The sequence below is a fragment of the Actinophytocola sp. genome (genome assembly GCF_036002505.1).
GTDB lineage: Bacteria > Actinomycetota > Actinomycetes > Mycobacteriales > Pseudonocardiaceae > DASYTH01.
Genome location: NZ_DASYTH010000217.1, coordinates 66,984 through 80,279 on the forward strand (window position 1 = coordinate 66,984; position 13,296 = coordinate 80,279).

Here is a 13,296-nt window from a genome sequence, read left to right on the forward strand (position 1 = left end):
TTTCTTCATAGGACTAACTATGATTTAGCCACAGTTGCATCATGAAATCTTCTTCGAAAATGCGGCGCGCGAGTATGTCCACGCTGGACTCTTCTTCGAAAGTGCGCACTGCTCCGTACCCGCTTGTAGGTGCTCTGACCAGGTCGTACCTTCGTCCGAGACAGTCTGCGATCGGTCGAATGGAGCGAACGTGGTCGATCACCGCATCAAGGACGTCGTCATCCTCGGCGGGGGCACGGCGGGCTGGATGACTGCCGCCTATCTCGGCAAGGCGTTGCAGGGAACCGTGCGGGTGACGGTGCTGGAGGCGCCGGCAATCTCCAGAATCGGAGTCGGCGAGGCAACCATCCCGTTGCTACAGAACGCATTCTTCAACTACCTCGGCGTGGACGAGGACGACTGGATGCGGGAATGCAATGCGAGCTTCAAGACCGCGGTGAAGTTCATCAACTGGCGAACGCCGGGTAATGGTGAGCCGCACGCGCGAGCACTGGCCGGCGGCGGTTCCGACCATTTCTACCACCCGTTCGGACTGCTGCCGAACCACGACCAGGTCTCCCTGGCGCAGTACTGGGTGCTCGACCGGGAGCAGGGCCGCACCACCAAACCGTATGACTACGCCTGCTTCGTCGAGCCGCCGATGATTGACGCGCTGAAGGCGCCCCGCTATTCCGACGGCACCCACGCGACCCGTTACGCCTGGCATTTCGACGCCGCGCTGGTCGCCGACTACCTGCGCCGGTTCGCCACCCAGCGGCAGGGCGTGGTGCACGTCGCCGACGAGATGGTGGAGGTGCTGCAGGACGAGCGCGGGTTCCTGACCGGGCTGCGCACGAAGGGCGGCCAGGTACTCGAAGGCGACCTGTTCGTCGACTGCTCGGGCTTCCGCGGCCTGCTGATCAACCAGGCGATGCGGGAGCCGTTCCTGGACATGAGCAACCACCTGATCAACGACAGCGCGGTCGCCACGCAGATCCCCCACGACGACGCCGCGAACGGCGTGGAGCCGTTCACCTCGGCCATCGCCATGAAGGCCGGGTGGACCTGGAAGATCCCGATGCTCGGCCGGTTCGGCACCGGGTACGTCTTCTCCAGCCGGCACGCCGACCGGGACGAGGCGGCCGCGGACTTCTGCGCGATGTGGGGGCTGGACCCGGCGGAGACCCCGCTGAACCACATCCGTTTCCGGGTCGGGCGCAACCGCCGGACCTGGGTGCGCAACTGCGTGAGCGTCGGCCTGGCGTCGTGCTTCCTGGAGCCGCTGGAATCCACCGGCATCCACTTCATCTACGGTGCGATCTACCAGTTGGTGAAGCATTTCCCGGACAAGCGTTTCGACCAGGCGCTGATCGACGGTTTCAACCGCGAGATCGAGATCATGTTCGACGACACCCGGGACTTCATCCAGGCGCATTTCTACTTCTCACCACGGACGGACACCGAGTTCTGGCGCGCCAACAAGGAGCTCGAGCTGACCGACAACATCCGCGAGAAGATCGCGATGTACCGGGCCGGCATCCCGATCAACCAGCCGCACACGTCGGCGGAGACGTACTACGGCGATCCCGGCGCGGAGTTCCGGAACTTCTGGACCAACGGCAGCTACTACTGCATCTTCGCCGGGCTCGGTTTCCTGCCCGACCACGCGTTCCCACCGCTGACCTACAAGCCGCGATCCGTCGAGCAGGCCCGGGATCTGTTCGCCGACATCGAGAAGCGGCAGCGGGTGCTGGTCGAGCAGCTGCCCACCAACTACGAATACCTGCGCCAACTCCACGGCAAGTGAGGGTCACGTGTACGAGACGCTAGCTCCGGTAACGCACCATTTCTACCCGTTACAGAAGTACACCGATCCGGCCGACGAGGCGTTCGCCGGCTTCCACGACCTGCTGCGCGGGCCGAAGCCCGCGGCTTCCGACAACATGATCTACCTGCATATCCCGTACTGCGAGAAGCGGTGCACCTTCTGCCCGTTCCACGTGCGGGTCAAGCGGGACCCGATCGTCTACGAGCGGTACACGCAGGCGGTGGAGCGCGAGATCGCGATGCTGTCGGAGCTGCCCTACGTCAAGGACATGACGTTCAAGGCGGTCTACTTCGGCGGTGGCTCGCCGTCCCTGCTCACCGTGCCCCAGATCGCCCGGCTCTACGACGCGCTGCGCCGGTCGTTCGCGATCGAGCCGGGTGCGGAGTGGACGTTCGAGGGCGAGCCGACCGGACTGTCCAACCCGGAGCTGCTGGAGTATCTGGCCTCCCAAGGCACCCAGCGGCTCAGCTACGGCGTCCAGACCTTCGACGAAGAGCTGCGCACCATCATGAACATCGCGGCCACGGTGCAGGACGCGTTGAACACCAACGACCGCGCCAAGGCACTCGGGTTCTCCGACGTCAACGTGGACATGATGTTCTACATGCCGGGCCAGGACCTCGAGGCCGTCGAGCGGGACCTCGTCGAGCTGGACAACTGCCAGTTCGACAGCCTCGACTACTACTACATGTCCTATTACGCCATGCCCAAGAGCACGTTCCTGGGTATGGAAAAGGGCACCTACCCCAAGAAGCCGCCCACCGAGATGCGGGGCGAGATGCACAAGCTCGTCCGGCAGCGGATGGCGGAGATGGGCTACCACAACGTCACCGACCACGTGTTCGCCAAGAGCCCCACCGGCTCGGAGTACTACCGCCTGCTGTGGGGCGGCGGGTTCGGCGAGCACAACGCCGAGACGCTGGCGATCGGCGCGTCCGCGCGCGGCTACCTCAACGGCTACAGCTACGCCAACACGCTCGCGCCCGACCCGTACGTCGACGTGATGGAGAGCGGCGAGCTGCCGGTGTTCAAGGTGTCCGGCCTGCTGAAGGACCCGCGCAACCGCGGCATGGTGTTCTTCCCGAAGTTCTTCCGGATGCCGCTGTCCCGGGTGCCCGACGACGCGCGCACCCGGCTGCTGATCGACAACCTGGTCGAGGCGGGCCTCGCGGTCGTCGGCGACGGCGAACTGGCGCTGACCGAAGAGGGCAAGGACTGGATCCCCAACATCACGATCGACTTCTTCGAAGACGAGCAGGAAGCGATCAACCAGGACTGGATCGGCGAGCTCGACTCGCACTACTCGAACCGCGTGACCTTGTAGCACACCCGGAAGGGCCTCGTGGCAAAGACGATCCTGCTGGTCGGTGTGCCGTGGAGCACGCACGAGCTGACACCGGCGATCCGTGACGCGGCGACCCTCGGTGCCCGCCTACACCTGGTGGACACCGAGGAGACGCTGGCCGCGCTCCACCCGGGGCTGGACTGCGAGCGGGTTCCGGTCGCGGCGCTGGACCTCGCGTCCGTCCTCGCGGCCGCGCGGGCGGTGCGGCCGGACTGCGTGGTGTCGATCACCGAGCTGACCATGGAGCTCGCCGCGCGGGTGCGCGAGGAGCTGGGCCACGACGGCACCCCCGCGGCGGCCGAGCGCGCCGTGTCGGACAAGCCGGCCACCCGGGAAGTGTTGCGGGACAACGGCCTCACCCAGGTCCGGTTCTGGAGCACGACGACCGCCGAGCTGCCCGCGCTGGCCCGGACGCTGCCGCTGCCGGTGGTCGCCAAGCCCCGGTCGCTGACCGGCAGCGCGGGCGTGCGCATGATCGCCTCGGTCGCGGACGCGGAACTGCTGGCCCGGCAGTACGACGCGGCGAGGTCGGCCCGGTTCGGCCGGGACCGGCTGCTGGTGGAGACCTACGTGGGCGGGGTCGAGATCAGCGCGGAGGGCCTGGTCGTCGACGGCGAGCTGACCCTGTTCACGTTGACCGACAAGGTGAACACGCAGGCGCCGTACTTCGTCGAGCTGGGTCACCTGATGCCCAGCCGGTTCAGTGCCGGGTGGCAGCCCCGCGTGCACGGCTACCTCCAGCGCTGCGTGACGGCGCTGGGAGTGCGCACCTCGCCGGTGCACGCGGAGGTGAAACTGGTGGGCGACCAGGTGGAGCTGATCGAGCTGCACACCCGGTTCGGCGGCGACAACATCGTCGCGCTGCTGGAGGAGACGTTCGCGCTGCGGCCGTTCGAGGCCTACTTCGCGGCGATGCTCGGCGGCTCCGCGCCGCGGGTCAGCCGGGCGAACACGACCTGGGGCGTCGCCTTCTTCACCGTGCCCATGGACCAGGCGCCGCCCGCCGGCTCGTTCGCCTTCCCGCACCCGGAAGCCGTGATGCGCATCGACTTCGACCGCCGCACGCCGCCGAAGCTCCGGGAGTACGAGGGGGTGCGGCTGATGTACTGGCGGGCCGGCCACGCGCTGTTCGCCTCCGCCGACTACGCCGAGGTGCTCGCCGACATCACCTTCCTGGCGGCGCCATGACCGCCGCGGCCACCGACCTCGCGGCCCGGTTCGCCGCGGCACATCCCGGTTACGCCAAGGTGCGGCCGGCGCCGGAACCGGTCGAGGTGTCCGCCGACGTGGCCGGCGCGATGTGGGACACGACGCGGAACACGGTGGAGCTGTTGCGGGTCCGCGCGCTCGACGCGCTCGGCTGCTACCCGGCCGGCGAGGCCGAGTGGCTGCGCGGCATGGCCGACCCGGACACGCTGCGGCTGTGCACGACGTTCGCCCGCGCCGACTTCGTGCTCGGACCGGACGGCCCGCGCCTGGTCGAGGTCAACGTCGGACCCACCATCGGCGGGATGGGCATCCTCGACCGGTACGCGGAGGTCCTCGGCCACGACGACCTGCCCCGGCCGGTGCGGGTGTGGGCGCGTGCCCTGCGTGCGCTCGCCGGCCGGGAGCGTCCGGACGTGGTGTTCGTCGCGGCGGACGAGGAGACCGGCGTGCCGCATCCCTACGAGACCGCGCATTTCCTTGCCGCCGAAGGGATCGAGGCCAGGGTCGAGCGCACCGCCTGGCGCGGGCAGGCGGACCTGGTCTACGGCTGCTTCACCTACGACCAGGTGGCCGGTCCGCCGTACCGCGACTTCGTCGAGCGGGCCATGGCGACCTACCCGGTGTACGTCGCGCCGCCGGCGTTCACCTTGCCGGGCAACAAGACCCTGCTGGCCGGGATCGACGACGAGCTGGTGGCGCGGACCTGGGTCGCGCAGGGAGCGATGCTGGCCGAGGCCGCCCGCCACCCGGAGCGGTACGTGCTCAAGCCCGCGGTCGGGTACGGCGGCCGGGGTGTCGTCATCGGCGCGAAGTCCCGGCCCGCGGTGTGGGATGCCGCGCTGGACGGTGTCCGCGACGACGACCACCGGTGGGTGCTCCAGTCGTACGTGCCGCCGCACCCGGTGACGATGTCCACTTCGGACGGGCCGGTCGCGCACGAGATCGGCCTGGGGTGCATCTTCGTGGCTGGCGAGCCGGGCGGGCTGCTGTTCCGCCAGGTCCCGGTCGGCTCGGCAGGGACGGCGAACGTCGCCCGGGGCGCGCTGTTCGGCGGGGCGCGGGTGGTGGCCGCATGATCGCGCTGGTGCTGCTCGCCGCGCCCGACCGGGAGGTCGCGGAATCCGCGCTGGCCCAGGCCGACCGGGTCGTGGTGCTGAGCCCGGCGCAGGGCGGCCCGGGCACGCCTGATGACGACCGGGTGACGTTCCTGCGCTACGACGGCGCCGACGACGCGCTGGCGATCGCCGCCGCCGTGCGTCCGGACGCGGTGATCCCGATCTGGGAGGGCGCGGTCGAGACCGGCGCGGTGCTCGCGGAAGCGTTGGGGCTGCCTGGAAATCCGCCCACGGCGACCCGGGCGGCCCGGGACAAGGCGGTGGCCGCGGACCTGCTGCACCGGGCGCGCGTGCCGCACCCGCGCACCCGTTCCTACCCCGTCGACACCGAGCTTTCCTTCGTGGAGCGCGAGTTCCGGTACCCGTTCATCGTCAAGATGCCCCGGTCGAGCAACAGCCAGTCGGTCACCCTCGTGCGGTCGCGCGCGGAGCTGGCGACCGCGGTCGGCGGCATCCGCACGCTCTACGCGCGGACCAACCGGCTCTCCCGGCTCTACGGCACCGGCACGCCGTCCTTCGTGGCGCAGGACTACCTGCACGGCGTGGAGGTCAACATCGACCTGCTGTACCACGAGACGGACCACGCGGTGCTGGGGATCTTCGAGAAGTTCCCCATGCCCGGGCCGACGTTCGGCGAGGTGCACAGCGTCTACCCGCACTCGCTGTCCACCGCCGATGCCGACGCGGCGATCGCGGTGTCCGTCGCGGCGGTCCGTGCGCTCGGCGCGACCCGGGGCGCGGCGCACGTCGAGCTGCGCATGACCGTGGCCGGGCCGGTCGTCGTCGAGGCGGCCTTGCGGCTCGGCGGTTTCCTTACCCCCCAAGCGTTGCGGTTGGTCACCGGGGTCGATCCGGTGTCCGCCCTGACCGCGCTGCACGGCCACGGCCGGCTGCCGTCCGTGCGGCACTCTCCGTCCGGCGTGGCCTGCCTGTACGGTGCGGCGAACGTGGAGCAGGCGGGCCGGATCAAGGCCATCTCCGGCGCGGACGACGCCAAGCTGGTGCCCGGCGTGGAGCTGCTGGAGGTGGTGAAGCAGCCGGGCGACCTCGTGGTGCCGCTGCCCGAGGGGACCGACTACCACGTCGCGCGGTTCCTGCTGACCGGCGCCCGGCGGGCCGACGTGGAGCACTCGGCGCGCCGGATCCGCGAGCTGCTGGTCGTCGAGCTGGAGGAGGCGGCATGAAGCTTGCGGAATGCCAGGCGAGGGAGTTGGCCCACCACCCAAGGCGACCCACGACCATGGCCAACTCTCACGAGCTGGAGAGCACAGCATGAGCTCCCTGGCCGTCGTCGGGATGCCGCGCACCGCCCACGTCCTGGAGGAATCCGTGGTGCAGGCCCGGATCCGGGGCCTGGACGTGGTGCTGGTGGATCAGCCGGACGTGCTGGCGGGCGTGCCTCGGTCACTGCCCGCCGCGACGCTCGCGGTGCCGGACATGCGGGCCGGCGCGGTCGCCGACGCCCTCAGACCGCTGGCGCCGCAACCGGTGGTCTCGTTCTCCGAGCTGTACCTGGTGCTGGCGGCCGAGGTCCGGGAAGCGCTCGGGCTGCCCGGCGTTCCGTCCACAGTGGAGCACCGGGTTCGGAACAAGGCCGCGACCCGGGCCCGGCTGCGCGACCGCGGGCTCTCGTCGGTCGCCTTCGCGGTGACCACGCTCGCCGACCTGCCCGCCACCGCGGCCGCCTTCACGCCGCCGTTCGTGGTGAAGCCGGTCGACCTGACCGGCAGCATCGGGGTGGCCGCGATGCTGGCGCACAGCGACGTCGAGCGCTACCGCGAGCTGTTCGTGGCCGTCGACGAGCAACGGGAACTGCTCGTCGAGGAGTTCATCGGCGGGGTCGAGTACAGCGTGGAAGGCCTGTGCCTGAACGGGGAGTTCCACCATGTCGCCACCACCGAGAAGCGGACCAGCGGATTCCCCGCCTTCTACGAGACCGGCCACCTGCTGCCGGCCCGCGACACCGCGCTCGCCGACCGGCTCGGCGCGTACACCCGGGACGTGGTGGCGGCGCTGGACATCGGCACCGCGCCGATCCACGCCGAGGTCAAGGTGTCCGGCGACCGCGTCGAGCTGATCGAGGTGCACACCCGGTTCGCCGGCGACCTCATCCCCCTGCTGGTCGAGCACGCCTTCGGGACGAAGCTGTTCGGCCTCTTCTACGACGCCCTGCTGCACGGCAAGGCACCGGAGCCCGCACCCGCGCGCACGGTCGCCGGCATCCGGTTCCTGCACGAACCCGAACTGGAGAACGGGATCGTGTTGCCGGCGGCGACGTTCGACTACACCGTGACCGTGCACCGGGGCGGCGCCCGCAAGGAACCCAGTGCCCTCACCGGCATCCGCATCGTGAACCGGCGGGCCGGCCACGTCGTGTTCGCCGCGCCCGACCACGCCGCCGCCGACGCGTTCCTCGACCGGGCGGTGGGCGCATGACGCTGGAGTTCGTGCGGTTCAAGCTCCGCGACGGCGTGACCGACGAGGAGCTCCTCGAGGCGAGCCGCGGGGTCGACGCCTTCCTTGCCGAGGCACCCGGTTTCCAGTCCCGGCAGCTCTACCGGGACCCCACGCACTGGATCGACCTGGTGGTGTGGTCGGACCTGGCGGCCGCCCGGGCGGCGGCCGCGCGCATCGCGGACGACCCGCGCTGCACGGCGTTCATGGACGCCATCGCCGCCGGCTCGGTGGTCCTGTCGCACGCCGAGTTGCGCAGCGAGCACCGCGGATGACCGCGTTACTGGGCGCGGAGAGCGCCGTGGCACGGGCGTTCCGCACCCATTTCGGCGGCCTACCGGCCACGTTCTGGATCGTCTGGTCCGGCGTGCTGGTCAGCCGGATGGGCACGATGGTGCTGCCGTTCCTCGCGCTTTTCCTTACCGCGAAAGGGATGAGCATCACCACGGCGGGCCTGGTGGTGACCGTGGTCGGGGCGGGCGCGACCTGCTCCCAGCTGGTCGGCGGCGCGCTGGCCGACCTGTGGGGCCGGCGCACGACGTTCGTGGTGGGCCCGTTCGCCGCCGCGGGTTTCCTGCTGCTGCTCGGTTATGTCGAGTCGCTGCCGATGATCCTGCTGGCGGCGTTCCTGTCCGGCCTGGCGCTGCAGCTCTACCAGCCCGCGTCCGCCGCCGTGATCGCCGACGTCGTCCCGCCGGCGCACCGGCCGCGGGCCTACGGCCTGATGTACTGGGCGGTCAACGTGGGCTTCTCGGTGGCCTCCGTGCTCGGTGGACTGCTGGCCCGGCAAGGCTTCCTGTGGCTGTTCTGGGTGGACAGTCTCACCTGCCTGGTGTTCGGGCTGGTGATCTGGCGGCTCATGCCGCGGGACACGACCCCGCCCGCACCGTCGGCCGGCAGCTACCGGGAGGTGCTGCGGGACGGCGTGATGGTCGCCTACGTGCTGCTGTTACTGCTGCACGCGTCCGTCCAGTTCCAGATGTCGTCCACGCTGCCGCTGGCGATGGGCCTTTCCGGTTTGTCCCCCACGGACTTCGGCCTGGCGATAGCGGTCAACGGCGTCCTGGTGGTGATCGTCCAGCCGCTGCTGGTCAACCGGCTGAGCCGGTACGACCGCAGCAAGGTGCTGTCCGTGGGCATCCTGCTGATGGGCACCGGTTTCGGCGCGACGGTGCTCGCCTCGACGCTGCTCAGCTACGCGCTGACGGTCGTGGTGTGGACGGCCGGCGAGATCGTCATCGCGGCCGTCGTGCAGACCATCGTCGCCGACCTCGCACCCGCCCACCTGCGCGGCCGCTACAACGGGCTGTTCGGCGCGGCCTACGCCCTGGCGGCGGTCGTTGCCCCGGGCGCCGGGACGCTGCTGCTGGCGCACGCCGGCGCGCGAGTGCTGTGGACGACCTGTTTCGTGGTGTGCCTTGCCGTCGCGGTGGGGCAATGGGTTCTGGGGCCGAGCATCCGCCGCCGGCAGGCGGCCGAGGAATAGGAGGGAGCCATGTCCGGATTACGCCGCGACCTGAGCACGCGGCAGATCAGGATGATCGCGTTGGGCGGGACGATCGGCACCGGCCTGTTTCTCGGCTCCAGCCTGGCGATCGCGTACGCGGGACCGTCGGTCGTGCTGGTGTTCCTCGTCGCCGCGGTCGCGGCGCTCGCGGTGGCCTACGCGGTGGCCGAGCTTGCCGTCGCCCACCCCGAGCCGGGCGGTTTCGGCGCGGTGGCACACCGCTACCTCGGCCCGCTCGCCGGCTACGTGCAGCGGTGGAGCTACTGGCTGACCATGGTCGTGGTGATCGGCAGCGAGGTCGTCGCCGGCGGCCTGTACGTCCGGTACTGGTGGCCGCAGGTCCCGCTGTGGTTGCCGGTCGTGGTGTTCTCCGTGTTCATCGTCGTGGTGAACCTGACGGCGGTGAAGTTCTTCGGCGAGTTCGAGTACTGGTTCGCGATGATCAAGGTCGTGACCATCGCGGTGTTCATCGTCGTGGGCGGCCTCTACCTGATTTTCGGGCTGCCGCAGGGCCATGCCGCTGGTGGCACGCTGGCGCCCAACGGCATGGTCGGCATGCTTCTCGCCCTGGGCGTGGTGACCCTGAGCTACGGCGGGGTGGAAGCCGTGGCCATGACCGCCGCGGAGTCCCGGGATCCCGGCCGGGACGTGCCCCGGGCCGCCCGGACCCTGGTGCTGCGCCTGGTGCTGTTCTATGTCCTGGCCACGGCGATCGTGGTGATCGTCGTGCCGTGGCAGGAGCTGGCGGCCGGCGGCACGATCGCGCAGAGCCCGTTCGTGCGCATCTTCGGCGTGGTCGGCCTGCCCGCGGCGGCCGGCATCATGAACTTCGTCGTGCTGACCGCGGCCATCTCCGCCGCCAACACCAGCCTGTACGTGGCGACCCGGATGGCCTACTCGCTGTCCACCGACGGCTACGCGCCCGCCCTGCTACGCCGCGTGGGCCGCAACGGCGTCCCGTCCACCGCCGTGCTCGCCTCGGCCGCCGGCCTGCTCATCGCCGCCGTCGTGTCCGTGACGTCCTCGGACGTCGCGTTCCCCGCCCTGCTGGGCATCGCGCTGTTCACCGGGATGCTCACCTGGCTGATCATCTTCGCCAGCCACGTGGCGTTCCGCCGGCGCCGCGGCACGGACCTGCCCGCCGTGCGCCTGCCCGGGGCACCGGTGACCGCGGTGCTCGGCATCGTCTACGTCCTCGTGGTGCTCGGCACCATGGCGTTCGTCCCGCCGTTCACCGTGGCCTGGACGTTCGGCGGACCCTTCGTGGTGCTCCTGGCGGTGTCGTTCTTCCTGGTCCGCCGCAAGCGCCCGGTGGATGTCTGATGGTGCTCGCCGCGGCGCCGGCTCCGCCGCTGCCCGCGCACTCCCTGCTGGTGCTGCTCACCCAGTGCGGAGTGCTGCTCGGCCTGGCCGTGATGCTGGGCCGGTTGGCCGTCCGGGTCCGGCTGCCGGCGGTCGCCGGCGAGCTGTGCGCCGGTGTGCTGCTCGGCCCGTCCGTGCTGGCGCACGTGGCGCCACCGGTGGAGCGCTGGCTGTTTCCGGCCGACCCGAACCAGATTCACCTGCTCGACGCCGTCGGGCAGTTGGGCGTGCTGCTGCTGGTCGGTCTGACCGGGATCGCCATCGACCTGGCGATGGTGCGCCGGCGCAGCGCCGTGTCCGCCGCGGTCAGCCTCGGCGGCCTGGTGATCCCGCTGGGTGCCGGGGTCGGTCTGGGGTTCCTGCTGCCCGCGGACCTGGCCGGCCCCAGGGCGAACCCCGCGGTGTTCGCCCTGTTCCTGGGCGTCGCGATGTGCGTGAGCGCGATCCCGGTCATCGCCAAGATCCTGACCGAGCTCCGGATGCTGCACCGGGACATCGGCCAGCTCATCCTCAGCGCGGCGATGGTCGACGACGTGATCGGCTGGGTGCTGCTGTCCCTGGTGTCGGCGATGGCCACGGTCGGCGCTCGCACCCTCGACCTCGGGTACTCGCTGCTCGCCGTCGGCATCGTCATCGCGGTCGCCGCCGTCCTGGTCCGGCCGCTGTCCCGCCGGCTGCCCCGGCTGGACTCGGTGAACGGCGAAGGAAAGGTGACGGCGGTCGTGGTCATGCTGATCCTGATCGCGGCCGCCGGCACCCAGTCGCTGGGACTGGAGGCGGTGTTCGGTGCGTTCGTCTGCGGCATCGCCATCGGCTCCGGAAAACCTGACGTCTCAAGGGGTCTGCGGCCACTGCGCACTGCCGTGATGTGGGTGTTCGCCCCGCTGTTCTTCGCCACCGCCGGCCTGCGAATGGACCTGACCCGGCTGGTCGACCCGGTCGTGCTGGCCATCGCCTGCGCAACGGTCGTCGTCGCCGTGGCCGGCAAGTTCATCGGCGCCTATGCCGGGGCACGCCTGGGCAAACTCAACAGGTGGGAGGCCTTCGCCCTGGGCAGCGGCCTGAACACCCGCGGCGTCATCCAGGTGATCGTGGCGGCGACCGGCCTGCGCCTGGGCGTGCTCAGCACCGACATGTACACGATCATCGTGCTGGTCGCGGTCGTCACCTCCGTGATGGCCGCACCCTGCCTGCACCTCGCGATGCGCCACCTCGAGGTGACCGAACAGGAACGGGCCCGGGAGAAACGGCTGGCCCACTGACCGCGTTGAGCCGGGCCTGGGTGATCCGGGCGACGACGAGCACCCGCTCCGTCAGGAGCCGGGGCGGAACGCGTTCAATGACGGCAGCGCGTTTCCGGACCAGTCGAACATGGTGAGGTTGTCGTTGGGGTTGCCCTGCCCGGGCGACCAGCCGACGCCGGGGAGCCAGCCGGGTTCCCAGTCGAAGAAGCCGGCGCCGCGGCCGGAGGGGACAGCGGCGAGGACCGCGCGGAGCTGTTCGAAGTAGGCGGCCTGGCCGGTGGGGGTGGCGGGGAAGGAGCCGCCATCGGGGAGTTGGCTGGGGGAACCGATCAGGTTGCCGAGTTGGTCGCCGTTGCCGAGGGTCCACGGGTAGGAGGTCTCGGCCAGGACCAGATCCTTGCCGTAGCGGGTCGCGAGGTCGTTGAGGTTGGACCGGAGCGCGGCGAGGGAACCGTGCCAGAACGGGTAGTAGGACAGGCCGATCACGTCGAACGCGACGCCCTGGGCGAGGATGTGGTCGTAGAAGTACCGGGAGTCGCCGTTGGCCCCGCCCCGGTCGATGTGGACCATGATGGCCAGCGGGTTGCCGGCCGGGTTGCCTTCGCGGGCCCCGGTGATGCCGGCCTTGAGCAGCGTGGCGAACTCCGCCCAGTGCTGGCCGTCGGACCGGTAGACCTGACCGAGCGGGAACAGCATCCCGTTGGTGATCTCGTTGCCGACCTGGATCATGTCCACCGGCGTGCCCTGCCGGGCGAAAGCCGCGATGGCGTCCCGGGTGTACGCCCGGACGGTGCCGGCCAGCGTCGACAGGCTCTGCCCGGCCCACGCGCGCGGGATCGGCTGCTTGCTCGGATCGGCCCAGAAGTCCGAGTAATGCAGATCCAGCAGCACCTTCATGCCGGCCTGCTTTGCGCGCCGGCCCAGCGTCAACGCCGAGCTCAGCGTGCTGTACCCGGCCGGCGGTGCGTTCCAGACCCGGAGCCGGACGAAGTTGGCGCCCCGGGCGGCGAGGATCCGCTCGACCGGCTGCGTGACCCCACCGTCCCGATAGGACTTCCCCACGGCCTCTTCCTGCACCGTGAAGGAAAGGTCCGCGCCCCGGATGCGCGGCCCGGTGGCGGCCAGCGCGGGAGCCCGGCCGGCCACGGTCCCCAACGCGGCGGCGAGCGGAGCAACAAGAACGGTGCGCCTGCGCATTGTTCACTCCCTTGTGGACAAAAGGCGATCCCAGCCACCGACGCTACCTGGGCCGG

Annotated in this window: 11 protein-coding genes; 10 read left to right on the forward strand and 1 reads right to left on the reverse strand. The window is 70.3% G+C overall.

What is annotated here, in order from left to right:
- Positions 1–190 precede the first annotated feature (190 nt).
- The 10 genes from VGR06_RS18765 to VGR06_RS18810 all read left to right on the forward strand — a co-directional run bounded on the left by VGR06_RS18765 (position 191) and on the right by VGR06_RS18810 (position 12,061).
- Positions 191–1,786: a tryptophan halogenase family protein gene (locus VGR06_RS18765; RefSeq protein ID WP_327560385.1), complete on the forward strand. Its 1,596-nt coding sequence runs from the start codon at positions 191–193 to the stop codon at positions 1,784–1,786.
- 7 nt (positions 1,787–1,793) lie between these two features.
- Positions 1,794–3,131, forward strand: a complete 1,338-nt coding sequence (locus VGR06_RS18770) for a coproporphyrinogen-III oxidase family protein (protein WP_327560386.1) — start codon at positions 1,794–1,796, stop codon at positions 3,129–3,131.
- An 18-nt stretch (positions 3,132–3,149) separates the two neighbouring features.
- The gene (locus tag VGR06_RS18775; protein ID WP_327560387.1) at positions 3,150–4,340 is read left to right on the forward strand and encodes an ATP-grasp domain-containing protein; all 1,191 of its coding nucleotides are present in this window, start codon (positions 3,150–3,152) and stop codon (positions 4,338–4,340) included.
- Positions 4,337–5,437 carry a hypothetical protein gene (locus VGR06_RS18780; protein WP_327560388.1) on the forward strand — a complete coding sequence of 367 codons (1,101 nt, stop codon included), beginning with the start codon at positions 4,337–4,339 and terminating at the stop codon, positions 5,435–5,437. Before VGR06_RS18775 ends, VGR06_RS18780 begins: the two co-directional genes overlap by 4 nt.
- Positions 5,434–6,660, forward strand: coding sequence for an ATP-grasp domain-containing protein (locus VGR06_RS18785; RefSeq protein WP_327560389.1), 1,227 nt, complete (start codon positions 5,434–5,436; stop codon positions 6,658–6,660). The genes VGR06_RS18780 and VGR06_RS18785 overlap by 4 nt, the downstream gene beginning before the upstream one ends.
- Positions 6,661–6,748: 88 nt before the next feature.
- Positions 6,749–7,912, forward strand: coding sequence for an ATP-grasp domain-containing protein (locus VGR06_RS18790; protein WP_327560390.1), 1,164 nt, complete (start codon positions 6,749–6,751; stop codon positions 7,910–7,912).
- Positions 7,909–8,205, forward strand: a complete 297-nt coding sequence (locus VGR06_RS18795; RefSeq protein ID WP_327560391.1) for a hypothetical protein — start codon at positions 7,909–7,911, stop codon at positions 8,203–8,205. The genes VGR06_RS18790 and VGR06_RS18795 overlap by 4 nt, the downstream gene beginning before the upstream one ends.
- Entirely contained in the window at positions 8,202–9,416 is a 1,215-nt protein-coding gene (locus VGR06_RS18800; RefSeq protein WP_327560392.1) for an MFS transporter, read from the forward strand. The genes VGR06_RS18795 and VGR06_RS18800 overlap by 4 nt, the downstream gene beginning before the upstream one ends.
- Before the next feature lie 9 nt (positions 9,417–9,425).
- Positions 9,426–10,760 (forward strand): amino acid permease, encoded by a 1,335-nt coding sequence (locus VGR06_RS18805; protein ID WP_327560393.1) that lies wholly within the window; start codon positions 9,426–9,428, stop codon positions 10,758–10,760.
- The gene (locus tag VGR06_RS18810; RefSeq protein WP_327560394.1) at positions 10,760–12,061 is read left to right on the forward strand and encodes a cation:proton antiporter; all 1,302 of its coding nucleotides are present in this window, start codon (positions 10,760–10,762) and stop codon (positions 12,059–12,061) included. The genes VGR06_RS18805 and VGR06_RS18810 overlap by 1 nt, the downstream gene beginning before the upstream one ends.
- Before the next feature lie 51 nt (positions 12,062–12,112).
- On the opposite strand, the gene VGR06_RS18815 is transcribed toward VGR06_RS18810, so the two are convergent.
- Positions 12,113–13,240, reverse strand: coding sequence for an arabinogalactan endo-1,4-beta-galactosidase (locus VGR06_RS18815; protein ID WP_327560395.1), 1,128 nt, complete (start codon positions 13,238–13,240; stop codon positions 12,113–12,115).
- Positions 13,241–13,296: the final 56 nt, after the last annotated feature.

Excerpts from the sequence above, each read along its gene's own strand:
- VGR06_RS18800 (WP_327560392.1), top strand. The coding sequence starts at position 8,202 with ATGACCGCGTTACTGGGCGCGGAGAGCGCCGTGGCACGGGCGTTCCGC.
- VGR06_RS18780 (WP_327560388.1), top strand. The coding sequence starts at position 4,337 with ATGACCGCCGCGGCCACCGACCTCGCGGCCCGGTTCGCCGCGGCACAT.
- VGR06_RS18790 (WP_327560390.1), top strand. The coding sequence starts at position 6,749 with ATGAGCTCCCTGGCCGTCGTCGGGATGCCGCGCACCGCCCACGTCCTG.
- VGR06_RS18795 (WP_327560391.1), top strand. The coding sequence starts at position 7,909 with ATGACGCTGGAGTTCGTGCGGTTCAAGCTCCGCGACGGCGTGACCGAC.
- VGR06_RS18805 (WP_327560393.1), top strand. The coding sequence starts at position 9,426 with ATGTCCGGATTACGCCGCGACCTGAGCACGCGGCAGATCAGGATGATC.
- VGR06_RS18785 (WP_327560389.1), top strand. The coding sequence starts at position 5,434 with ATGATCGCGCTGGTGCTGCTCGCCGCGCCCGACCGGGAGGTCGCGGAA.
- VGR06_RS18815 (WP_327560395.1), bottom strand. The coding sequence starts at position 13,240 with ATGCGCAGGCGCACCGTTCTTGTTGCTCCGCTCGCCGCCGCGTTGGGG.
- VGR06_RS18810 (WP_327560394.1), top strand. The coding sequence starts at position 10,760 with ATGGTGCTCGCCGCGGCGCCGGCTCCGCCGCTGCCCGCGCACTCCCTG.